This is a genomic window from Occultella glacieicola (assembly GCF_004353825.1).
GTDB classification, from domain to species: Bacteria; Actinomycetota; Actinomycetes; order Actinomycetales; family Beutenbergiaceae; genus Occultella; species Occultella glacieicola.
Genome location: NZ_SMNA01000005.1, coordinates 209,851 through 232,469, shown reverse-complemented (window position 1 = coordinate 232,469; position 22,619 = coordinate 209,851). Strand labels below are relative to the sequence as shown.

Genomic DNA, 22,619 nt, shown 5'->3' with positions numbered 1-22,619 from the left:
CAGTAGGGAATGTGTTGGGCTTGTGGTCTGCCTGCGGCCCCGACACGCCACTCATAGCATGAAGGACACGGCTCGCAACAGGTGGAGCCTCGGAGGGAGTCCTCGTCATGGACGTCTGGTCAATCACAGTTGCGGCACTGCGCCGCTGGTACATCTTGCTGCCCTTGCTCGCCCTCAGTGGCGCGGCCGCGTATGCGGTCGGAGAGCGGGTTCAGCCCGAGTACAACATTGCAGCTTCGGCGATCGTCGTGCCGGGCCGGGCCGTCGCGGAGATTGCGAATCCCTACGGCGGATTGGACGACGCGAACTCGGTCCTCGGAATCGTCCTGAACGGCACGGAGACGCAAGCTGAGGTTGCAGCGGCGGGCCTCGTTCCCACGTACACCGTTGCTCCGACGACTCGCAGTACTGTCTTGAACTTCGAAGTGCGCGCGGACACGCCAGAGGCTGGAGTCGCCACGGGCGAGATGGTCTTCGAGCTCGCGCGTGAAGAACTCACTACACGGCAGACGAACGCGGGACTGCCACCCGCCACCCAGTACGGACTCGATGTGCTCCAGGAACCAGCTGTGACGGCCGTCGTCGCTGATGGAAAGACCCGGAACATGGCGATCGTCGGTGTCCTCGGAGCCGCACTCTCGTTGCTCATCGCGGTCCTGTTCGACGACCTCATCGGACTCATCAAGCGGGCACGAGCGCATCGTCAGGAGCGTCGCGCGGCGTCGGAATCGGAGGCTGTCGAGCCCGGGCTCGATCCGGACGATGGTCGGCCCGATGACCTCGCCCCGGACGAGGGTCGAGGCGAGCACGTGGACATGCTGTTCGGGAGCCGGAACGACGGGACGCCGCCGGTTCAGGATGACGCGAACCAAAGTGAGTCACCCATGATCAATAGTTCCGGTAGGCGAGCCGAGATGGTCGCCGGCTCGTCCAGACCTCGCTGACGGCTCACGGCGATGACCTTCCACCGCGGTGCGGCGGTACGGGCGAACTCATCAGAGCAAGAGGCATGGCGACCCATCCTTCTCAGAGTTCCGGATGGGTACAAGCGAGTCCGGGAGGAATGGATTCCTGCACTGATCCATCGCTGGACGCTGACCACCCTCGGGCTCCTGGTGCTGTTCCTGTGTCTGCAGTTCCTGATCCCGGCCCGTCTCGTGATCGGTGGTCTCGGCGCCGTCGGACGACCATCCGTCGCAATCGGGATCATGTTGGCATTCCTCTGGGTCCTTTCCGCGATCCGATCTCATCACCTCCCGGACGGTCGGCAACCGATTCGTTGGGTGATCGGTATGTACGTCGGGCTGCAATTGCTGGGCAACGTGATCGGATTCGACCGGCTCCCCACTGCGGGCGAGGCGAGTAGCGCAGACCGGTGGCTGATCTTCACCGCGTCCATCGCGGGTGTCGCCCTCGTCACCGCGGACGGCGTCCGCACGCGCCGCGAACTCGACAGACTCCTCCAAGTGGTCATCGCATTGGCAGCGGTTATGTCCGTCATCGGCGCCTTGCAGTTCGCTGGCGTGATCGATATCACGCAGTACATCAAGATCCCGGGCCTGCACGCTAATGCCGAACTGATCGGGATCAGTGCACGCGGCGACGGTGGCTTCCCGAGGGTGGCCTCGACGGCCAACCACTACATCGAGTTCGGGGTCGTTCTCGCACTGGTTCTTCCGGTAGCGCTCCATTTCGCCCTATTCTCGCCACCTGGCCGAACGCGCGTATGGCGCTGGATCGGGGCTGGGCTGGTCGCGATGGGGATCCCGCTCTCAATCTCGCGATCGGCGATCCTTACGGTGCTCGTCACCATGGGTTTGCTTGCCCTGATCTGGCCGTGGCGACAGCGCTACAACGCCCTCGTCATTGGCATCATGGCGACCGCAGTCTTCCACCTGGTGAACCGCGGCGTCCTCGGCACGATCAAGTCCCTCTTCACCAACGCTGAGAACGACACGAGCGTGACGGACCGGATTGCTCGCACCGGTTACGTCATGGACCTCTGGTCGTTGCGTCCGGTGTTCGGCCGCGGCGCGGGGATGGTGACGCCAGAGGAGTACATCCTGCTGGACAACCAGATCTACATGACCCTCCTCGCAGGTGGAGTCATAGGAGTGATCGGGTTGGTTCTGTTCTTCTTGGTGCCGTATCTGATGGGGCGAAGCATTCGGCTCCGCGGCAAGAATCAGGAGACCCGGCACCTGGGCCAGGCACTTGCCGTGACGATGCCCGCGGCCCTGATGGCGAGCGGGACCTTTGACTCGTTCTCTTTCGCGACGTTCGTCGGTGTCGTCTGCATCTTCATGGGTGCCATCGGTGCCCTGTGGCGTCTCGACGGCACCTCTCCAACCAATGCAATACAACTTGCCGTTCCCGGGGACAAGTTTGTCTCGACGCCAGTGGGCGCGAACTTCCGGAAGCGGATCGCGGCGGCATGGGTCGCTGCTCGTCCCCAGCACTTCGTCCGGGCGGGCGCGGACGCGGACGGCCGCGCGCAGAGCACCCATGACGGCAGTGGGAAAGGACGTCAGCCTGATTCGGGGATCGAGTCCGAGGAGATCCCCGTGGAAAGCCGTGGGCGGCACGTCCGATGAGAGAAACCGCGACGGCCAAAGGTACGCCCTACCTCACCCGGGGTGAGATCAAGGTGACACCCGATGACGGCGGCAGTTCACCCAGAGGGGCCCGTCATTTGCCCAACGGCCGAAGGGCTCCTTCACTAGTGTCTCCAGAGTGACAGCAACGGGGAACTCGGGCGCGCGCTGCCCGGTGTGCGACACGGCGGAACTCCGCCCGTTCTATGCGCAGGCGGGCGTCCCGACCCACGTCGGGATCCTCTGGCCCAGCCGCCAGGAGGCGGTCGACTGCCCCCGTGGGGACCTGGACCTCGGCTACTGCCCGGAGTGCGCCTTCGTCTACAACACCGGCTTCGATGCGAGCCTGAACGCCTACGGGCACAGTTACGACAACGCCCTGCACTTCTCGGCGGTGTTCCAGAGCTACGAGCGCGACCTTGCGCGGCGGCTCATCGACACCTACGACGTCCGGGACGCCGACGTGGTCGAGATCGGCAGCGGAAGCGGTCACTTCCTCGGCCTCATCTGTGACCTGGGTGAGAACCGGGGCATGGGCTTCGACCCGAGTTACGACGCGGAGCACGCAGAGCCCCTGCCGGAGCGGGTGCGCGTGGTGAACGAGTACTTCTCACGTGAGCACGTCGATACTAAGGCGGACTTGGTGATCTGCCGTCACGTGCTGGAACACGTCGACGACCCGGCTGGGATGCTGCGCTCCTTGCGCGAGGGTATCGGCGACCGGCCGGACACGGTGCTCTACCTCGAGGTCCCGAACGGTCTCCTCGCGCTTCGGCGGCTGTCCATCGGCGACCTCATCTACGAGCACGTGTCCTACTTCCTCGCGTCCTCGCTGCGCACGGCGGTGGAGTCCGCAGGCTTCGAGATCCTGGATCTGCGGGAGTCCTACGACGGCCAATTCCTCTCCGTCGAGGCGCGGCCGACGTCGGTGCCGGCGCGGCCGTCGCCGGCGCGGCCCGCGCCAGAGGTCCTGGCGGACATCCAAGCCTTCGCCGACCGCGCCCGGGAACGGGTGACGGCGTGGACCGAGTTGTTGGAGCGCCTCGCCGCAGCCGAAGAACCGGTGGTCGCGTGGGGAGCCGGCGCCAAAGCCGTCGGGTTCTTCAACGTGCTCGAGGTGACCACCGCCGTCGATCGGGTGGTCGACGTCAACCCCCGCAAGCAGGGCACCTACCTCGCCGGGACCGGGCAGGCCGTGGTGGCGCCGGACGCCCTCGTGTCCGACCCGCCGGGAACCGTCCTGGTCATGAACCCGTACTACGCCACCGAGATCGGGCAGACGCTCATAGACCTCGGTGTCGACGCCAACGTCCAGACCGTCTGATCCGGAGCCACGAATGTCCGATGAACTGACCGGCGGCCCGTGCCGCTTCTGCGGGGCCACGCTGACCCGCACCTTCGCCGACCTGGGCATGTCCCCGCTGTGCGAGAGTTTCGTACCGGCTGACCAGGTGAACGCGATGGAGCCGTTCTACCCGCTGCACACGTGGGTGTGCGACGAGTGCTTCCTGGTCCAGCTCCAGGAGTACGTGTCCCGGGAGGACATCTTCACCGAGTACGCGTACTTCTCCTCCTACTCCGATGCCTGGCTGGAGCACGCGCGTACCTACGTCGAGGCCATGATCGCCGAGCGGAACCTGGGCGCGGACAGTCTGGTCGTCGAACTCGCCAGCAACGACGGATATCTCCTCCAGTACTTCGTGCAGGCGGACGTGCCGGTCCTCGGCATCGAGCCGGCCGCGAACGTCGCCAAGGTCGCGGTGGACGAACGCAACGTGCCGACCCTGGTGGAGTTCTTCGACGAAGAACTGGCCCGGCGTCTGGTGGCTGAGGGCACCAGGGCGGACCTGATCGCGGGCAACAACGTCCTCGCGCAGGTGCCGGATCTCAACACGTTCGTGGCGGGAATGAAGCTCCTCCTCGCCCCCGGCGGGCTGATCACCATCGAGTTCCCGCACCTGCTGCGGCTGATCGAGGAGAACCAGTTCGACACCATCTACCACGAGCACTTCTCCTACTTCTCGTTGGTGACCTCCGAGCGGATCTTCGCCGCGCACGGCCTGGTGATCCACGACGTCGAAGAGCTCTGGACCCACGGCGGATCGCTGCGGATCCACGCCACCCACGCCGGACCCGACGCGCCCGCGCTGAGCGAGCGTCTCCTCGACCTGCGGCAACGTGAACTGGATGCCGGGCTGGAGCGGCCCGAGACCTACGAACTGTTCGCCGAGCAGGTCCGCGAGACCAAGCGCAAACTCCTCGAGTTCCTCATCGGCGTCAAGCGCCAGGGGGCACAGGTGGTCGGCTACGGCGCCCCCGGCAAGGGGAACACCCTGCTCAACTACTGCGGGATCGGCCCGGACTTCCTCGATTACACAGTCGACCGCAACCCCTACAAGCACGGCCGCTACACGCCGGGTACGCACATCCCGATCCACGAGCCGGGCCGGATCGCCGAGACGAAGCCCGATTACGTCCTGATCCTGCCGTGGAACCTCAAGGACGAGATCGTGGCCCAACTGGCCTACATCAAGGAGTGGGGCGGCAAATGCGTCGTGCCGATCCCGCAGGCAGCGATCGTCGACTGGTCGGAGTGAGAGGTCTGCGATGAAGGTCGTGTTGTTCGCCGGCGGCATGGGTATGCGCATGCGCGAGTTCTCCGAGTCGGTGCCCAAGCCGATGGTGCCGATCGGCTCCCGCCCGATCATCTGGCATCTCATGAAGTACTACGCCCACTACGGGCACACGGAGTTCATCGTGTGCCTCGGGTACAAGGGCGAGGTCATCAAGGAGTACTTCCTCAACTACAAGGAGTGGCTCAGCAACGACTTCGTGCTCTCCGGCGGTGGCCGTGAGATCACGATGCTGCACACGGACGCCCAGGACTGGAAGATCACGTTCGTGGACACCGGGCTGGCGACGAACATCGGTCAGCGGATGGTGAAGGTCAAGGACTTCCTCGGCGACGACGAGGAGTTCCTCGCCAACTACAGCGACGGCCTGTCCAGTGTCCCGCTCACCACCCTGATCGACCACGCGCACGAACATGATGCGATCGCGACGTTCCTCTGCACGAAGCCGAGCCAGACCTTCCACATCGTCAACCTCGACGACAACTCGCACGTCACCGGGATCACCGAGTCCAGCGGCGCCGGGATGTGGGTCAACGCCGGGTTCTTCGTGCTGCGGCGCGAGGTGTTCGACTACATCCAGCCCGGCGAGGAACTCGTCTATGAGCCGTTCGGAAGACTCCTCGAGGCCGGCAAGCTGGTCGGCTACAGATACGACGGGTTCTGGGCCGGGATGGACACGTTCAAGGACCGCCAGGTCATGGACGAGATGAACGCACGCGGCCAGGCGCCGTGGAAGGTCTGGGAACAGGACCCGGTGGCGCCGGCATGATTGCGCTCAACCTCGGCGTGAGCGAAGAAGACCCCCTCCGGGTGCTCGCACTCGGTGCCCATTGCGACGACATCGAGATCGGCTGCGGCGGGACCCTCGGTCGACTGGCCAAGCGACCGGGAGGGCTTGAGGTCCGGTATGAGGTGTTCTCGTCCAACGCCCAGCGCGCCGCCGAAGCCCGGGCGGCCGCAACGGACCTTCTGCACGACGCCCGGCACTTCAGCATCTGGGTCGGGGAGTACCGCGAGTCCTACTTCCCCTACATCGGGGACGCGATCAAAGACCGTTTCGAGCTCATCAGATCCGAGTTCGACCCGCATCTCGTCCTGACGCACCAGCGTCACGACCGGCACCAGGACCACCGGACCATCTCCGACCTGACCTGGAACACGTTCCGGGACCACCTGGTCCTGGAGTACGAGATCCCGAAGTGGGACGGCGACATGGGCACGCCCAACGTGTTCGTGCCGCTCTCGGAGGAGGACGTGGCCACCAAGCTGCGAGTACTCGGCGAGCACTATGCCTCGCAGTTCGCGAAGCCCTGGTACGACGACGACACCTTCCGCGGGCTCATGCGCCTGCGTGGGATGGAATGCCACGCCCCCGGCCGTCATGCGGAGGCGTTCTACAGCCGCAAGGCGGTACTACTCGGAGGAGACGCATCGTGAAGGTCCTGGTCACCGGCCACAACGGCTACATCGGGCAGGTGATGGTGCCGCTGCTGCGCGCGGCCGGTCACGAGGTCGTCGGGCTCGACACCTTCTACTACGAAGGCTGCCAGTTCGACGACGAGGTGCGCCCGACCGAGGTCATCCGCAAGGACCTTCGAGACGTCAAGCCGACTGATCTCGAGAGCTTCGAGGCGGTGATCGCCCTGGCCGCGTTGTCCAACGACGCGCTCGGCGACCTGCGGCCGCAGCTGACCTACGACATCAACCACCTGGGGACCGTGCAGCTTGCCGAGTCCGCGAAGCAGGCCGGCGTCGGAAGGTTCCTGTTCTCCTCCTCGTGCAGCCTGTACGGCGCCGCCGGCGACGAGCACCTCACCGAGGAGGCGGGGTTCAACCCCCTGACCCCGTACGGTGATTCGAAGATCAAGGTGGAGCAGGACCTGACGCACCTGGCGGACGAGACGTTCAGCCCGGTCTACCTCCGCAATGCGACGGCGTACGGGGTGTCGCCGAGCCTGCGGGCGGACCTGATGGTGAACAACCTCGTCGGCTACGCGATCACGACGGGCAAGGTCCTCATCAAGTCCGACGGCATGCCGTGGCGGCCGCTGATCCACATCGAGGACATCTCCCGCGCGTTCCTCGCGGCCCTCGAGGCACCTCGTGATGTGGTGCACGACCGCGCCTTCAACGTGGGTGTCACGTCGGAGAACTACCGGGTCAAGGAGGTCGCCGAGATCGTCGCGCAGGTGGTGCCCGGGTCCGAGGTGGAGTACGCCCCCGGGGCCAGCCCCGATGCCCGTAACTACCGGGTGGACTTCTCCAGGATCGCAGCCGAGTTGCCGGCCTTCCAGGCGAAGTGGACGGTGCCGGCGGGGGTCGAGGAGCTCTACCGCGCCTACCGGGACCACGGGCTCACCGCCGAGGAGTTCACGTCGGCCAAGTACCTACGCATCCGGACGGTTCTCAACCACAAGGAGGCCGGGCGTCTCGATGGGGAGCTGCGCTGGCGCTGACACCGAACGTGACCAGTGCTTGCGGCGGCCGAGCGCCTTGGCCCGCCGCGGCCTGGTTCAGGCCTGCTCGGCGTTGAGGTACGCGGCGGCCTGGAGGCTGAAGAGTTCGGCGTACTGCCCGTCGGCCGCCATCAGTTCGTCGTGGGTGCCGTGCTCGACCACCCGCCCTTCGGCCATCACGTAGATCCGGTCGGCGCTGCGCACCGTCGAGAACCGGTGTGAGATGAACAAGGCGGTTCGGCCCTCGAGCGTGTGTCGAAGGCTCGCGAACAGGTCGTACTCGGCTCGTGGGTCGAGGGCCGCCGACGGCTCGTCCAGGATCACGAACGGTGCGTCGCGGTAGTACCCGCGGGCGATCGCCACCCGCTGCCATTGTCCGCCGGAGAGGTCGCGCCCGCCCGCGAACAACCGGGAGAGCGGGGTCGCGTACCCGTCGGGCAGGGACTCGATGGCGCCGGTGGCACCGGCCGCCCGTGTCGAGGCGCGCAGCCTCGCCGGGTCGGGCGGCCGGGACACGTCACCGATCGCGATGTTGTCCTCGGCGCTGAGCGCGTATCGCACGAAGTCCTGGAAGATGACGGCGATCCGGCTGCGCACGCTGGCGAGGGACCAGGCGCGGATGTCGGTACCGTCCCAACGCACCGCGCCCTCGTCCGGGGTGTACAGGCCGGCGAGGATCTTGGCGAGGGTGGTCTTGCCGGAGCCGTTCTCGCCGACGATGGCGACGACTTCCCCCGCCCGGAGTTCCACGGTCGCACCGCGTACCGCGGGCAACTCCGAGCCCGGGTAGGTGAAGTGGACATCGTCGGCGGTCACCGCACCGAACCCAGTGGGGGCCTCGGGACCGTGCGCGTCCTCCTTCGCGGGCTCTGCCAGCCGAAGGAATCCCTGCAGGTCCTCGAGGAACAACCCGGACTCGAAGATCCGCTGGACGCCGGCGAACAAGGTCTGGACCTGGCTCGCGAGCATCCGGATCGCGACGATGGCCGCGCCCGCGCCGGCGACCGTGACCTGGCCGTCAAGGATCAGCCAGACCAGTGCGCCGAGGGTGAGCACGAGAACGACAGCGCTACCCAGGTTGCCGATGGCGGAGAGGGTCGCGCGGCGCCGCAGGTGGTGGGCGAGGGCTCCCAGGTAAGTCCCGTAGGCGGTGTCGAACCGGCCGTGAAGCCAGTCCGCCAGGTTGAACGCGCGGATCTCCTTGGCCTCATCGCGTCCCGTCTGAACGAGCGTCAAGTACTGGCGCATCCGTAGCACCGGGGTCTGCGCAACCGAGAAGTCGAACTCGAGCCGGCTCTCTCGCCGGCTGGTCAGGAGCACCGGCAGTCCGCCCACCACGAGGAGCGGGAGCAGCAGGGGACTGATGCTTACCAGCGCGGCCCCGACCCCAATACTGGCGGCGAGAGCGCCGCCCATGGCGATCAGACCCTGCGTCACCTGATACGGACGGGAGAGAGCGTTCGACTGCACCCGCTGCAGACGATTGAAGAAGTCGGGCGACTCGAAGCTGCTGAGTCCGACACCGGTCGAAACGTCGAGCACCTGGTCCCACATGGATCGGGCGACCAACTCGCCCAGCAACCGTTGCATGTGCCCCTGCACGGCGCCGATGATCGAGGTCACCGCAGTCAGCCCCGCCAGCACCAGGACAGAGGTCCAGAGCGCAGCGGTGGCGCCCGACCCGTCCAGGTCGAGGATGGCAGCCAGGACCGCCTGGACCGCGAGCACCTGACCAGCGAGGGCCAGTGCCGCGGCGATCTGGAGCGCGAGCAACCCGACGAAGAGCCCGCGCCCGGAGGCCCACACCAGGCGCACACTCTGGCGGATCAGGATCGACAGACGGCCGAGCGACTTTCGCTGCGAGCGCGCCTGCGCCCGCAACGTCACCGGGTCGACGTAGTCCTCACCCTCGGCAGCCGCCATCCACGTTCTCCTCGCCCGATTCCACCGACTCTCATTGAATCAACAGAACCTGTGGCACGTGCGACGTATGGGTGACCGGAGTCAGGCGGATGTCGGCTGAGTCCTCTGCTCTGTCGACGAACGGATCCGCTCGGCGTGGCTGTAGACGTTGAGCCGGTCCGTCCGGGAGAAACCGATCAGGGTCAGACCGGCTTCTTCGGCCAGTTCGACCGCGAGCGAGGACGGGGCACTGACGGCAGCCAGCGCCGGGATGCCGGCCATCTGCGCCTTCTGGACCAGTTCGAAGGAAGCCCGCCCGGAGACCTGCAGGATCGTGTTGCGAAGCGGCAGCCGGTTCTCACGCCAGGCCCACCCGACCACCTTGTCCACGGCATTGTGCCGGCCGACATCCTCGCGCAGGCAGAGCAGGTCACCTGAGACGCTGAACAGACCGGCCGCGTGCGTGCCACCGGTCCTCGCGAACATCGCCTGCTCGGCGCGCAGCCGAGCCGGAAGGTCGAGCAGCACGGTCAGGTCGAAGACCGCGCTCGCATGCGCGGCGCCCTCGAAATGCGACACCCGCCCAAGAGCCTCGATGGAGTTCGTGCCGCAGATGCCGCAGGACGACGAGGTGTACACCCGGCGTTCGGCCCTGGCGGCGGGACGAGGCACGCCCGGCGCGAGGGTGACATCGACGATGTTGTAGGTCGCGGCGCCACCGGCGTCCACGCCGGGGCCGTACCCGATCCGGGTCACCTGCTGAGGATGGTGAAGCACCCCTTCGGAGACCAGGAATCCCGCGGCCAGGTCGAAGTCGTGGCCGGGGGTGCGCATCGTCACGGACAGCGAGTGGCCATCCACCCGCAACTCCATCGGCTCCTCGCCGGCGAGGGTGTCGGTGCGGACACGCGTCGTGCCGTCGGCGAGCAGGGTGCGCACCCGCGAGCGCTTGGTTGCCCGGGTCATCGCCGTCTCCGCAGTGCCGCCGTCACGACCTCCACCGTACGCCGCGTCGACCGCGGCGCCCGCCGTGACTCATGGCTACCATCGTTGGATATCCAGGAGGTGGAAGCCGATGGCGAAGGCGCCGACCACGGGGATCGACGAGACGCAGTTGCGGGTACGAGAGCCGAAGGAGACCTCCGCAGGTCTACCGGGTATCACGCACGCGATCGGCATGGCCCTGGACCAGATGGGTCCGGTCCGATCCGCGCAGACGCTGCTCCGGGTCAATCAGACCGACGGCTTCGACTGTCCCGGTTGCGCCTGGCCGGAGAAGAAGGAACGGCACGCCGCCGAGTTCTGCGAGAACGGGGCCAAGGCGGTGGCCGAGGAGGCCACCCGGCGCCGGATCCCGCCGACGTTCTTCGTCGAGCACTCCGTCGCCGACCTGCGCAGGAAGGACGACTACTGGCTCGGGCAGCAGGGCCGGCTTGCGCACCCGATGATCCTTGACGCGGGTGGTACCCACTACCGCCCTGTCAGCTGGGACGACGCGTTCGGTGTGATCGTCGAGGAGTTGAACGCCTGCGAACCGGACGAGGCGATCTTCTACACGTCCGGGCGCACCTCCAACGAGGCGGCGTTCCTCTACCAACTGATGGTCCGGGGCTACGGCACCAACAATCTCCCGGACTGCTCGAACATGTGCCACGAGTCCTCCGGGTCCGCCCTGGGGGAGACGATCGGGATCGGTAAGGGGTCGGTCTCCCTTGCGGATGTGGAGCGGGCGTCGCTGCTGATCATCGCCGGCCAGAACCCTGGCACGAACCACCCTCGGATGCTCAGTTCGCTGGAACGGGCGAAGCGCAACGGGGCGATCATCGTCGCGGTCAACCCGCTGCCCGAGGCGGGGCTGCTCGGCTTCCACAACCCGCAGACCGCCCTGGGTTTGACGAAAGGGATCGAGCTCGCCGACGACTTCCTGCAGATCCGGCTGGGTGGGGACCAGGCGCTGTTCCAGGCGCTCGGCAAGTTGCTACTCGAGGCCGAGGCGGCTGGGCTCGCCACCGCCGGCCGGGATAGCGTGCTCGACCATGACTTCCTGCGCACGAGTGTGCGTGGGTTCGAGGAGTACGCCGCCCATGTCGGCGCGCTCGAGTGGGCCGAGGTGGAGACCGCGACCGGGCTCGCCCGCGCCCAGATCGACGGCCTGGCGCGGCGGCTGCTCGACTCTCCGGCAACGGTGGTCTGCTGGGCAATGGGCCTGACGCAGCATCGGCATTCGGTGGCGATGCTGCGCGACATCGTGAACGTGCTGCTGCTGCAGGGCAACATCGGCCGGCCCGGGGCCGGCGTGTGCCCGGTGCGTGGCCACTCGAATGTGCAGGGCGATCGCACGATGGGCATCTTCGAGCGGATGCCGGCCACGTTCCATGACGCACTGGACAGGGAGTTCGACTTCGCTTCGCCGCGCGAGCCCGGCACGGACACGGTTGCCGCGATCGAGGCGATGCGTGACGACCACGCCAAGGTGTTCATGGCAATGGGCGGCAACTTCATCCGGGCCACACCCGACTCCATCGTGACGGAGGCGGCGATGTCCCGGATGCGGCTCACGGTTCAGGTCTCGACGAAACTGAACCGCTCGCACACGGTAACGGGCCGCCGGGCCCTGATCCTGCCAGCCCTCGGGCGTACCGATCGGGACACCCAAACCGGCGGTGACCAGCGGCTCACCGTCGAGGACTCGATGGGCATGGTGCACGCCTCCCGGGGACGGCTGGGCCCACCGAGCCGGCACGTGCTGTCGGAGGTCTCGATCATCTGCCGCCTGGCGCAACGGCTGTTCGCCGCTACGACGGGAGAAACGGGTGCGGCCCGTTCGCCCTTGGCCACCGGCGAGCACCGGTCCGGGGTCGACGGCGAAGCAACGGGCCCGGTTGGCGGCGCCGCTCCGGACGCGTGGCGCCCCGACTCCGCCGCCACCCCGAGCACCGGTGGCAGCGCGCGGCCGCACGCGCCTCGAGTGGATTGGGCCGCGCTGGAGGGTGACTACCGGCTGATCCGACGCCACATCGAGGCCGTCGTGCCCGGCTTCACCGAATACGAGGCCCGGATCGACGAGCCGGGCGGGTTCGCCCTGCCCCATCCGCCGCGGGACTCGCGAACCTTCTCGACCCCGTCGGGCCGTGCCGAGATGACGGCGAACAGACTCGACTACCCGCGGGTGCCGCCCGGCCGCCTCATCCTGCAGACGATCCGTTCCCATGACCAGTTCAACACCACCATCTACGGCAAGGACGACCGCTACCGGGGCGTGCACGGAGGCCGCCGGGTGGTGTTCGTGCACACCGACGACCTGGCCGCGGCCGGTGTCTCCGACGGCGACCTGGTCGACCTGATCTCCGAGTTCGAGGGCGTCGAGCGGCGGGCGGAGGCATTCCGCGCGGTCGCGTATCCGACCGCGCGCGGGTGCGCAGCGGCGTACTTCCCGGAGACGAATGTGCTGGTGCCGCTCGGGTCGTTCGCCGAGACGTCGCGGACGCCGACATCCAAGTCGGTGATCATCCGGATTGAGCGGGCGGGTCGCCGCGCAGGTCAGCTCGAGACCGGATCCACCGGGTGATGCCGTCGGAGGGCCGGGTGAGCGGGCCAGGCGGTTTTCACCTGCTGAGGGTGAGGGCTCGAGTGAACCTGGTCACGGTGCGGAACGTCCCGGTTCGCCACGGTTGATTCCGCTCAGGATCGTTTCGGCTCCCCGATCCTGAGCGTGTGGTCCGTTGGAGGGTGAGGCTCCACTTTCGCCATCGGGCTGGCCCTGTTACGTTGCTGTTATCAAATGGTGATCCGGTAGTTGGATGGCTTCGGCTCTCGGCATCGCCATGGGTACGGGTGTCACCCGCATCGCAGAGCCTTGCGATGCTGAGGATGCTCGGGGTCGGGGGACCCACCTGCTCCACGGCAAGGTGTGCAGCCGGTCCCAGGATCCAAGGTGTTCGGGCGGTGACGATGCCGAGTCGTGGTGCGGAAAGGTCCGGCCACGAGGGTTGGCAGGACCTCGACGTCCGAGGTCGGTCTCAATGGAGATCGGTCTGAACACCGAGGGAGAGCCCTAACTGTGATCAGCAGTAGAACCAGGGAGCGCCGCAAGAGCGGCGCTCGTATCGCGATGGCAGCCGTCCTGCTCACCGCAGTCGGAGGGATGGCCTCCGCTAACGCCAACACGGTCGACACCGCTCTCCGCGACCGGCCGGACGACCTTACGGAGTCCGGGAGCATCACGGTGCGTGAGGACGGGGCCGTGATCGACGCGCTGCACGTTCGCGGCTCCATCGCGATCCAAGCCGACAATGTCACGATTCGGAATACGACCGTGACCTACGGCGGGTATCACAGCATCCGGATCTATCCGGGAGCGACGGGGACCGTCATTGAAGACTCCACTGTCGATTGTCTCAACGGTGACCAGACGAACGGGATCGTGTTCGGCGGCTACACCGCCGAGCGCGTCGCCCTGGAGGGCTGCCGGAACGGTTTCATGAGTTCCGAGCGGAACCCAGCGACGGTGATCGACAGCACGGTCGATGGCGTGCCATTCGAGCTGGCACCCGGTGATGGCGGCGCCGGCCCGGTCGATCCGGAGCCCACGCCCGATCCGGAGCCCACTCCTGACCCGGAGCCGACTCCTGACCCGGAGCCGACTCCTGACCCGGAGCCGACTCCTGAGCCGGAGCCGACTCCTGACCCGGAGCCGACTCCTGACCCGGAGCCCACTCCTGACCCGGAGCCCACTCCTGACCCGGAGCCCACTCCTGACCCGGAGCCCACCACACCGCCTGTGATCGATGGTGACTGGCCCACGCCCGAGACGACCGGGCCACGGTACGCGTCGCAATCCACGACCGGGTCCCTCGCGTCCTCAAGTGACGGACAGGTGATTGAGCGACTCACCGTCAACGGCCGATTGACTGTTCGCCATGACAACGTGGTGGTGCGCGATGTCCTTGTCAACGGCAGCGGCACCTATATGGTCCAGGTTCTGCCGACAGACGACGGCTCGTGCCCGACCAACGTTCGGTTCGAATACGTGGAGGTCAACGGTGCGAACGCGGCCGAGAACGACATTCCGCTCTACTCACCTGAGTGTGGCTACACCTTCGATCACGGCCACGTGCACAACGTGGGCCGAGCGTCGAGGGTGGTTCACGACACGACGATCAGCAACTCCTTCATCTTTTCGAACCGCACTGGGGACTCCGGCGCCCATCGTGGCGGTATCGGAAACAACGGAGGCTCCGGCAACGCCTTGATCAACAACGTGATCATGTGTGAGGGGGGCGGCTGCTCGGCGGCACTGCCGATGTACGGCGACTTCGCGCCAGTGACGGACTACCTGATCCAGCACAACCTGCTCGCTACGACGGGCTCGTACTGCGCCTACGGTGGGAGCCTCGACAGCAAGCCCTTCCCGGACGGTTCCAATATCCGTTTCATCGATAACCACTTCTCGACGACCTACGGACCGAACTGCGGGCGGTATGGACCGATCAGTGGCTTTGAGAGCGGAGTCCGCGGAAACGTCTGGAGCGGCAACGTCTGGCATGAGACAGGCCGGCCGCTCTAGGTGCCTCGACCGTAGCGCAGAGAAGTAGACCACAGATCCGTGGCCCGACTCGGGCCACGGATCTGTGTCGTTCGTGTCCGGACCGCTCACCAGAAGAGGTGAGGGGTCGACCCGGGGGCACCACCGCCCTGGTGGGTCCGTCAAGCACCGCACGGTTGGACGATCGTGTTCACACAGCCCCAGCTGGGTCGGTCGTCGCATCGTACCGGCCTCCTTCGGATCACCCCGGGGTGACCCCTGGTGCCAACTGCGAATCACCCTCCGTTCACCAGACGCTGCCTAGCGCCGTGGCCTACTTTCGAGGAAGCCAAGGCCCGCCTCCGGAGGTGGGGTGCCCCGCACTCTCTGGAGTTGCACCGCATCCCTACTTCCATCGAGAGATTGAGGCACTGGACGATCTGGTGGCGGCTGGCAGGGACGGGGAGTGATGAAGCAGGACGTGATGAGAGCGGACTTTTCGTTTCGTTCCGATGCCAATGTCCTTGCCTTCGATGGCGCCCCGATGCCCCGCACGCGTTGTCGGGAGGGTCGCCGATGACAGGCAAGTCAGCACCTGCTGCGTCGCTGCGCACGGCAACCAGTTGGTCATACGCGCTGTCCTTGGGAAAGATGGGAATCAGCCTGGGGCTGGCCTTCGTGTTGGCCGCGATGCTGGGACCGCGGGCATTCGGCGTGATCGCCATGGCGCTCGTGTTCGTCAACTTCATTGAGATGCTGCAGCAGCAGGGACTCATGCCGGCAATCGTGTCCCGGAAGACTCTGACCGACCGGCATGCCGACACCGCATTCTGGATCGTGATCGCCGTCGGCGCCGTGTGCACGATCGCCGGCATCGCCTCGGCGTCCTGGTGGGCGGAAGTCAACGGACTCCCCGAGTTGGCCCCGGTCATCCGGGTTCTGGCGCTCACAGTGCCGCTGACCTCCACCGTGGTGATTCACGAAGCTCTTCTTCGTCGTCAGCTCGCCTTCAAGCAGTTGACAATCCGAACCTGGGTGTCGCTCGTTTCCGGTGGAGTAGCGGGTCTGTTGGGCGCTCTCCTTGGGCTGGGAGTATGGGCATTGGTGCTCCAGCAGGTCGTGACGGCGACCGTGGCCGTCGTCGTGCTCTGGACGGTGTCGCCTTGGCGCCCGAAGTTCAGGGTCGACCGTAAGGCAGCACGGGAACTCTGGTCCTACTCGACGCGCGCGGCGAGTTCAAGTCTCGGATTATTCATCGGTGGCCGAGTGGACGTACTGCTCACCGGTCTCCTATTCGGGCCCGTAGTTGTGGGCCTATATAGGCTCGGTCAGAGATTGGCTTCGACAGCCGTTGACGTCACAGCGCGCGGGATGCAGGCGGTGGCATTGCCAGGGCTCGCTGGAGTTCAAGGCGACTCGATCGCCTTCGGTAGTCGGCTGGTGCGTATGCAACGGATAACGGCGGCGCTGGCACTCCCGTTGCTTGGCCTCCTCGCCGGTGCAGCCGGGCCGATCGAAAAGATCCTGGGCCCCGAGTGGGATGGCACAGCCACAGCGATCAGACTGCTCGCCATCATGCAGGCTTTCGCGGCCATCTCGCTTCTCCTGGGGCCGGCATTACAGGCCTGGAATCGACCCGGCACGCTGTCGATCGTCATTTGGGCCAGCAGTGCGCTGAAGATCGCCGCGCTCGTCCTAGCAGCTTGGGCTACGCCGGATGATTCGATGGCATTGGTTCTGCTCTGTCTCGCAATGATCGTCGCCACCGGAGTCAGTACGGTCGTTATAGTGTGGGTCTCGTCCAGGGTCTTGCATCTGCGTGTCAGGGAAATGCTGCGAGCTTGGGCACCAGGAGCGATTGCGGGATTCGTCGCCGTTTCGATCTCCGGTGGAATAGTGCGATTCGCCGTGCTTCCCGCCCTGTTTGAATTGCTCCTGGCGGGGGTGGCCGGCGCCATCGGGGCGGGCCTGTGCCTGTGGGCGTCGGCACCCGAGTTCAGGAGCATGGTTGGGACTCTGCGGGCGCGGTCAGTTCGCGGGCCGAAGGTCGCCATCGCTCAGAAGTCTGTATCGGACGCGGCTGCGCACGGACCGGTGTCGGAGCGGGCATGAGTTCCCGGAGTCCGCACCAGCGGGTCAGCGTTCGGAGCGCAGTGCTGCTCGTCGCCTGTGCGGCGTTCCTCGGCTCATGTAGCCCTGGAGAGGTGAGCAAGGATGCACCAACCTCCTCAGACATCGGCGTCCCTACGGTGTCGGCCTTTCCCACGGCGGAGAGCACCGGACCACTTATTCCTGAGTCTTTACTGGTGCCTTCCGGCTCGGTCTCATCGGAGGAGAGCGGGCAAGTCATCGAGGGCCTGGAAGTGGATGGGCGCGTGCGGGTTCAGCACGACGGCGTCACCGTGCGGAACGTGCGAATCAACCACATCGCCACAGGACCCGGGCAGTATGCCTTGCTCATCGAGGAGGGTCCGGACGGCACCTGCCCGACCGGTGTCGTTATCGAGAGCATCGAGATCGTAGGAGATCCTGCGGTCCTCGTCGATGATGCGAAGGCCGTCTACGGATCGTGCCCGTTCACGCTGGAAGGCTCACGAATCATCGGCGTGGGCACGGGTATCCGGCTGACTTCGGACTCCGTGATTCGGGGGAACTTCGTCCGCGCTGACTTCAGCACGGAAGGGTCTGACACACATCGGTCGGCCATCGGGATCAATGGAGGATCTGGCAATGTGATCGAGGGGAACACGGTGATCTGTAGTGGTCCGGGGTGTTCGGGCGCTCTCGTGATGTATGGAGACTTCCAGCAGATCAGCGACATTCTGGTCACGGGGAACCTGTTCAACAGCACAGGCTCGTACTGCACCTATGCAGGATCGTTGGATTCGAAGGAGTTTCCGGTCGCGAGCGACGTCCGATACATCGACAACACGTTCGGACGAATGTTCTTCGATACGTGCGGCAGGTACGGTCCAGTCGCGGGTCGTGACAGCAACGGTGGCCCAGGGTTCGTCTGGGACGGCAACACCTGGGAGGGGACTGGTGAAGATGTACCGATCTCGTGAGGACGGACTAGACCTAGAGGTGCTCCCATGAGCGCGACGATTGGAATCCTCGGGGGCATGGGCCCGATGGCGACGGTGGAGACCTTCCGTCGCATCACCGTGGAGACCCGAGCCGACACGGATCAGGAGCACTTCCACGTCATCGTCGACTCCGACCCGTCCGTCCCTGACCGCACTCGCGCTCTACTCGAAGGTGGACAGGATCCACGTCCGCACCTCCTGCGGAGCGCGGATCGGCTTGTCGTGGCCGGTGCCGACGTGATCTGCATGCCCTGCAATACGGCTCATGCGTACTACGACTGGCTACAGGCTCGCGTGCCTGTGCCGATCGTCAACATGATCGCTGAGACGGTCCGGGTCGCGTCCGCATCGGGTCCGAGTTCATTTGGGCTGCTTGCCACCGCCGGAACCTGTCGGACGAACGTCTACGGATCGGCATTCAGTGCGGCCGGCCTCAACCTGGTGCATCCACACGTCGATGATCAGTCCGTTGTGAGCCACGGGATCGCACGGATCAAGGCGGGTGATCTTGCAGTGCGAGATCACTTCATTGCTGTCGCCGACCAGTTGCTCGCGCAAGGTGCGACGGCGTTGGTGCTGGGGTGCACGGAGATCTCGCTCGTGGCCGATGAACTGGCGCGGCGGTTTCCCGTCATCGACGCTCTGGGTGTCCTGGTTGCCGCCACGCTCTCAAGAGCAAGGAGCCTGACGTCGGTGGCACTACTTCAGGATGCAGAGGGGACAAGCAGTGTCGCATGAGGCGCTGCTCGTAGCCGGCCCGCCCGGCCAGGCAGAGGCAGATCGTCGGCGTGCGTTGGTGACCGCCGCCGCTGGCAGACTGCCGGGAGCGGGCACATTCCGAGTACTCGAGTCCGACACCTATTGCGTAGCCCTTGCCGAAACCGATCCGGTCGGCGGCACGTTTGCTCGTCTGCAGGAACTGCCGGGAGGTGCAGCCACGCTCGACATCGGCACGGCCCGTTCGGGCGTCGGCGCCGCGCATAGTGAGAAGGTCTCCGGCGCCGGTTCGGAAGCGGGGCGCATCGTCGTTGATCTTGCTCCGGCCGGCGCAGCTACGATCAGTGCTGACGGCGCCGCATACCTGCCGGGCTATTGGGCGGAGATTGGTGCGAGCTTCCTCTTCTCAACCCACCTTGCCTCTCTCGTCAGCCTTGGGCTCCCTGCGGATATGGATGAACAGGGCTTGGCCGAGTACTTGGTGGCGCTTCACCCATTCGGCGAGCGCACACTGCTCAGGAACGCTCGGATCCTCGGTGCCGGCGCGGTTGTCCGATGGCACCTCGGATCGGGAACGCGGGTGACCACCGATCCGCTCTTCGCTCCAAGCGACGATGCACTGAATGACTCTGAAGCGATCGAGGAGTTCGGCCGCGTCTGGCGAGCGGTCATCGGAGACATCGCCACGCGCACGACGGATGAACGGCCTCTACTCGGGCTCAGCGGCGGTCTGGACAGCCGGGCGATCGCGGTCCAGGCGGCCGACCTGGGCTTCCGACCGATGTCGTACACCTACGGGTCGACCGTCACCTACGAGGGTCGAGTCGCGGCACGACTGGCCGCTGACCTGGAACTGCCGCACACGATGATTCCAGTTTCCGACACCGATGTGCTCCGCGATGCCCCCGACGCGTTCTTTCTCCTCGACGGCGCCCATAGCCCGGCTGAGATGTACGAGCTCTGGTTCCGGAACCGGCTGACCAACCTCACAAGCACCGTCATCAACGGACTCGCCGGTGGTCCGCTTTGGGGTGACGACAAGGGCTTGGGCGTGCGAGGCGCAGACCAGGCTCTCGACCGACAGTGGCATCGATACGCGGGAGAAGCCCGCGTGATCGGACGGCTACTGGATCCGGGTTTCGGTACGGATCTGCCGACGATGGTGAGATCGGGTCTGGCGGACTCGATGTCGGCCTGGGATATGGATGCGCGTGGCGACATGGTGATCTTCTGGAAGTTCGCCAACCGGCAGACCAGATGGGGAGGGATGCTGATCAACTCACTCCGGCGTATCGGAATCCGAACCGAGGCGCCATTCCTCGATGCACGGTTCCTGAAGTTCGCGGCTCGCTTGAGCATGGATCAGCGCCGCAATGGAAACCTGTATCTCCGCGCGCATCGCGAACTATTTTCAAGGGCGGCTGGCATCCCTCGCAGCGACGACGGAAACTCCCCGAATGGACTCGATCACGTCTATTGGTCCGGAGACAGTTCCTTCCTCAGCCAGTTGGCCGGCTTGACCCGCACTCATCCGGTTTCCGGTGCTCGTCGGGCGCTGAGGCGAGCCCAACAGGTAGGAGCCGAATGGGTGAGCAGTCGAACGCCTTTCGACGCCCCCGCACGTGCCGTCGAGGTGCGCCGCTCGGTATTCCCGGCGGATCTCTGGCTGCGGACCCGCCCGGCCTACTCCGAGAGACTTCTGGCGATCCTTGAGGGAGCGGCGGCGAATCCGATCTTCTCGGCACCCGCTCTGGAATCGGCGATCAGGAGTGTCCAGCATGGACGACCCGAAGTAGGCGCGCTGACTCTTGCCAAGATCGCGACGGCACACGCCTGGTCGGTCGATTACGGGGACCGCGCAGCGGCTCGCTCCTAGGCGTCGCTCACGGTCTGAACCCGAGGGTCCGGCCGGTCCTCACGCGGGTCTCCGCCAATCCCCATCAGCGCGCGGAACGCCGCGCGATGGGTAGGCCTGCCGAGAGAGGCGCGTGCTCCTTCGTTGATGACCTGAACTAGCCAGTAACTCGCTGACCGGAGCGGATCATGTCTCTTCCGGTACAGGCGCATCCTGCTGGTCGCAACGAGGCTCCACAGGTAGGGGGATCTACTCATGTCCCCGCCGGGGTGCTGGACTGTTGCTCTCGGTGTGAAGTGGAGGTGGTAGCCGAGATCCCGCATCCGGAGCGCGTAGTCGGTCTCCTCCGAATAGAGGAAGAACTGCTCGTCCCAGAGCCCGACCTCGTCGATGGCCCGCCGGGAGAGGAACATGGCGGCGCCGGTCGCCCAATCGGCCGTGGCGCCTTCGTGGTAGGCGGCCGGGTCGCGGATCATGTCGCCCAGGGGAGCGAAGCGGGCCGCGCGATGTCCGCCCAGAACGGTCTCGCCCACGGCGCGCAGCAGGGTGGGTTCGCGCCGGAGTGAGAACTTGAGTCCTCCTTGGGCGTTCTGAATCCTCGGGACGACGACGCCGACGGTGGGGTCGGCCTCGATCACATCGAGCAGGACCCGAACACTGCCCACCGCGGGGACCGCGTCAGGATTCAGGATGTACGTGCCTCGCGTGCCAAGTCCTCGGGCGTAGCCGAGGTTGATCCCACCCGCGTAACCCAGGTTGGCATCCGACCTGACCAGCCGGACCCAGGGAGCGATCGCCTCCACCAGCTCGGCCGTGCCGTCGATCGAGGCGTTGTCGACGATGGTGACGGCCGTGGAGTCGATGCCACGGAGGGCGTCGGGAAGTGCGCGGAGGAAGGCCTCGATGATGTCCGCTGCGTTGTAGGTCACCGCGATGACGACAACGTCAGGTTCAGAGCCATCCCCGCCGGGCTCGTTCGACGGCGGCGCGGGCACCCGCTCCGGGGTCACCACTGGGCCGGCCTGCCCGTCATCGTCCGTAACCGCTTCTGCGCCGACTTCACCTTCTTCCGCCAGCCGCCGTAGACCCTCGGATCGAGCGAGGCGCTCTGCAACACGGCGGCGCTCTGCACGAGCTGCGCCGTCCAGTCGGCGACGGTGTTGACGCCGTTGGCCTGAGCGGAGAGGGGCATTCGTTGCCGAAGGTCTTCGTCGGTGTGGATGAGCGTGTGCTCGGACCGCGGGTCGTCCATGTGATCCTCGGGGACGAACGGGTAGTAGAAGCCATTCACGGCGCCCCCGCGGGCCAGCCGGATGCAGTAGCCGGTGAACGACTCCTGCGGGCCGAGGTAACCGTGCGTGTCGACCAGATCTCGCGACAGGAGATAGCCACTGCCCTGCACCCACAGGTTGCGCATCAACCGATGGCCACCATGGAAGGTCTCGATCTTCTTCTCGGCCAGTTCGGGACGGAAGTCCTCATCCGGGTGTCGCCAGCTCCCGACGACGCCGAACTGCGGGTTGGCCTCGTGCGCGTCCGCGAATGTGTCGATCCAGCCCGGAGCCACGCGGCAGTCGTCGTCCACCTTCGACACGAACCGGGCGGACGACTCCTGCCACAACCACGTCGTGGGCTCGCGGAGCTTCACGTTCTCGCGGCTGTGATGGTAGCGGTGCACGCGGGAGTCTGTGGTGAACGGCCGCAGTGCCTCGATCGTGGCCTCGTCGTCGCCGTTGTGCCAGAGCCAGACCCGGTCCCGCTCACCGAGCGTCTCCAGCAGTCTCGGCAGGCTGAGGTGCAGGTAGCCCGCGCTCTTGTAGGTGATCATCAGGATGTCTGCCCGATGTGACAC

At 66.0% G+C, this 22,619-nt stretch carries 17 protein-coding genes; 13 read left to right on the top strand and 4 right to left on the bottom strand.

From position 1 onward, the window contains the following. Positions 1–107: 107 nt before the first annotated feature. From EXU48_RS11410 to EXU48_RS11380, 7 genes are all read left to right on the top strand, one after another. Positions 108–944, top strand: a complete 837-nt coding sequence (locus EXU48_RS11410; RefSeq protein ID WP_133107782.1) for a YveK family protein — start codon at positions 108–110, stop codon at positions 942–944. A gap of 12 nt (positions 945–956) precedes the next feature. Next, the gene (locus EXU48_RS11405) at positions 957–2,594 is read left to right on the top strand and encodes an O-antigen ligase family protein (protein WP_133107781.1); all 1,638 of its coding nucleotides are present in this window, start codon (positions 957–959) and stop codon (positions 2,592–2,594) included. A 139-nt stretch (positions 2,595–2,733) separates the two neighbouring features. After that, positions 2,734–3,918: a class I SAM-dependent methyltransferase gene (locus EXU48_RS11400; RefSeq protein WP_133107780.1), complete on the top strand. Its 1,185-nt coding sequence runs from the start codon at positions 2,734–2,736 to the stop codon at positions 3,916–3,918. Between the two features lie 13 nt (positions 3,919–3,931). Beyond that, positions 3,932–5,191, top strand: a complete 1,260-nt coding sequence (locus EXU48_RS11395; RefSeq protein WP_133107779.1) for a class I SAM-dependent methyltransferase — start codon at positions 3,932–3,934, stop codon at positions 5,189–5,191. A 10-nt stretch (positions 5,192–5,201) separates the two neighbouring features. Beyond that, the gene (locus EXU48_RS11390; RefSeq protein WP_133107778.1) at positions 5,202–5,996 is read left to right on the top strand and encodes a glucose-1-phosphate cytidylyltransferase; all 795 of its coding nucleotides are present in this window, start codon (positions 5,202–5,204) and stop codon (positions 5,994–5,996) included. Next, complete coding sequence (locus EXU48_RS11385; RefSeq protein WP_133107777.1) at positions 5,993–6,664, top strand: PIG-L deacetylase family protein; 672 nt, start codon at positions 5,993–5,995, stop codon at positions 6,662–6,664. Before EXU48_RS11390 ends, EXU48_RS11385 begins: the two co-directional genes overlap by 4 nt. Beyond that, the gene (locus EXU48_RS11380) at positions 6,661–7,683 is read left to right on the top strand and encodes an NAD-dependent epimerase/dehydratase family protein (RefSeq protein ID WP_133107776.1); all 1,023 of its coding nucleotides are present in this window, start codon (positions 6,661–6,663) and stop codon (positions 7,681–7,683) included. Before EXU48_RS11385 ends, EXU48_RS11380 begins: the two co-directional genes overlap by 4 nt. A gap of 57 nt (positions 7,684–7,740) precedes the next feature. On the opposite strand, the gene EXU48_RS11375 is transcribed toward EXU48_RS11380, so the two are convergent. Together EXU48_RS11375 and fdhD are read right to left on the bottom strand one after the other, a co-directional pair. Continuing rightward, entirely contained in the window at positions 7,741–9,606 is a 1,866-nt protein-coding gene (locus EXU48_RS11375) for an ABC transporter ATP-binding protein (RefSeq protein ID WP_133107775.1), read from the bottom strand. Between the two features lie 81 nt (positions 9,607–9,687). Then, on the bottom strand, positions 9,688–10,551 hold the full coding sequence (gene fdhD / locus EXU48_RS11370; protein ID WP_133107774.1) for a formate dehydrogenase accessory sulfurtransferase FdhD: 864 nt from the start codon (positions 10,549–10,551) through the stop codon (positions 9,688–9,690). Between the two features lie 109 nt (positions 10,552–10,660). Between fdhD and EXU48_RS11365 the strand changes: the two genes are divergently transcribed. The 6 genes from EXU48_RS11365 to EXU48_RS11340 all read left to right on the top strand — a co-directional run bounded on the left by EXU48_RS11365 (position 10,661) and on the right by EXU48_RS11340 (position 20,788). Next, entirely contained in the window at positions 10,661–13,153 is a 2,493-nt protein-coding gene (locus EXU48_RS11365) for an FdhF/YdeP family oxidoreductase (RefSeq protein WP_133107773.1), read from the top strand. Positions 13,154–13,696: 543 nt separating this feature from the next. Further along, entirely contained in the window at positions 13,697–15,151 is a 1,455-nt protein-coding gene (locus EXU48_RS24760; RefSeq protein ID WP_207947701.1) for a hypothetical protein, read from the top strand. Positions 15,152–15,685: 534 nt separating this feature from the next. Beyond that, a complete protein-coding gene (locus EXU48_RS11355; protein ID WP_133107772.1) occupies positions 15,686–17,221 on the top strand; it encodes an oligosaccharide flippase family protein in 1,536 nt (511 codons plus the stop codon). A 92-nt stretch (positions 17,222–17,313) separates the two neighbouring features. After that, positions 17,314–18,174 carry a right-handed parallel beta-helix repeat-containing protein gene (locus EXU48_RS11350; RefSeq protein WP_165962772.1) on the top strand — a complete coding sequence of 287 codons (861 nt, stop codon included), beginning with the start codon at positions 17,314–17,316 and terminating at the stop codon, positions 18,172–18,174. 27 nt (positions 18,175–18,201) lie between these two features. Next, a complete protein-coding gene (gene cuyB / locus EXU48_RS11345) occupies positions 18,202–18,933 on the top strand; it encodes a cysteate racemase (protein WP_133107770.1) in 732 nt (243 codons plus the stop codon). After that, positions 18,923–20,788 carry an asparagine synthase-related protein gene (locus EXU48_RS11340; RefSeq protein WP_165962771.1) on the top strand — a complete coding sequence of 622 codons (1,866 nt, stop codon included), beginning with the start codon at positions 18,923–18,925 and terminating at the stop codon, positions 20,786–20,788. Before cuyB ends, EXU48_RS11340 begins: the two co-directional genes overlap by 11 nt. Here EXU48_RS11340 and EXU48_RS11335 read toward each other — a convergent pair. Both EXU48_RS11335 and EXU48_RS11330 read right to left on the bottom strand, forming a co-directional pair. Beyond that, complete coding sequence (locus EXU48_RS11335) at positions 20,785–21,780, bottom strand: glycosyltransferase family 2 protein (protein WP_165962770.1); 996 nt, start codon at positions 21,778–21,780, stop codon at positions 20,785–20,787. The genes EXU48_RS11340 and EXU48_RS11335 overlap by 4 nt on opposite strands. After that, positions 21,774–22,619, bottom strand: a complete 846-nt coding sequence (locus tag EXU48_RS11330; protein ID WP_207947700.1) for a glycosyltransferase family 2 protein — start codon at positions 22,617–22,619, stop codon at positions 21,774–21,776. The genes EXU48_RS11335 and EXU48_RS11330 overlap by 7 nt, the downstream gene beginning before the upstream one ends.

Excerpts from the sequence above, each read along its gene's own strand:
- EXU48_RS11410 (WP_133107782.1), top strand. The coding sequence starts at position 108 with ATGGACGTCTGGTCAATCACAGTTGCGGCACTGCGCCGCTGGTACATC.
- EXU48_RS11405 (WP_133107781.1), top strand. The coding sequence starts at position 957 with ATGACCTTCCACCGCGGTGCGGCGGTACGGGCGAACTCATCAGAGCAA.
- EXU48_RS11395 (WP_133107779.1), top strand. The coding sequence starts at position 3,932 with ATGTCCGATGAACTGACCGGCGGCCCGTGCCGCTTCTGCGGGGCCACG.
- EXU48_RS11390 (WP_133107778.1), top strand. The coding sequence starts at position 5,202 with ATGAAGGTCGTGTTGTTCGCCGGCGGCATGGGTATGCGCATGCGCGAG.
- EXU48_RS11385 (WP_133107777.1), top strand. The coding sequence starts at position 5,993 with ATGATTGCGCTCAACCTCGGCGTGAGCGAAGAAGACCCCCTCCGGGTG.
- EXU48_RS11375 (WP_133107775.1), bottom strand. The coding sequence starts at position 9,606 with ATGGCGGCTGCCGAGGGTGAGGACTACGTCGACCCGGTGACGTTGCGG.
- fdhD (WP_133107774.1), bottom strand. The coding sequence starts at position 10,551 with ATGACCCGGGCAACCAAGCGCTCGCGGGTGCGCACCCTGCTCGCCGAC.
- EXU48_RS11365 (WP_133107773.1), top strand. The coding sequence starts at position 10,661 with ATGGCGAAGGCGCCGACCACGGGGATCGACGAGACGCAGTTGCGGGTA.
- EXU48_RS24760 (WP_207947701.1), top strand. The coding sequence starts at position 13,697 with ATGGCAGCCGTCCTGCTCACCGCAGTCGGAGGGATGGCCTCCGCTAAC.
- EXU48_RS11355 (WP_133107772.1), top strand. The coding sequence starts at position 15,686 with ATGACAGGCAAGTCAGCACCTGCTGCGTCGCTGCGCACGGCAACCAGT.
- cuyB (WP_133107770.1), top strand. The coding sequence starts at position 18,202 with ATGAGCGCGACGATTGGAATCCTCGGGGGCATGGGCCCGATGGCGACG.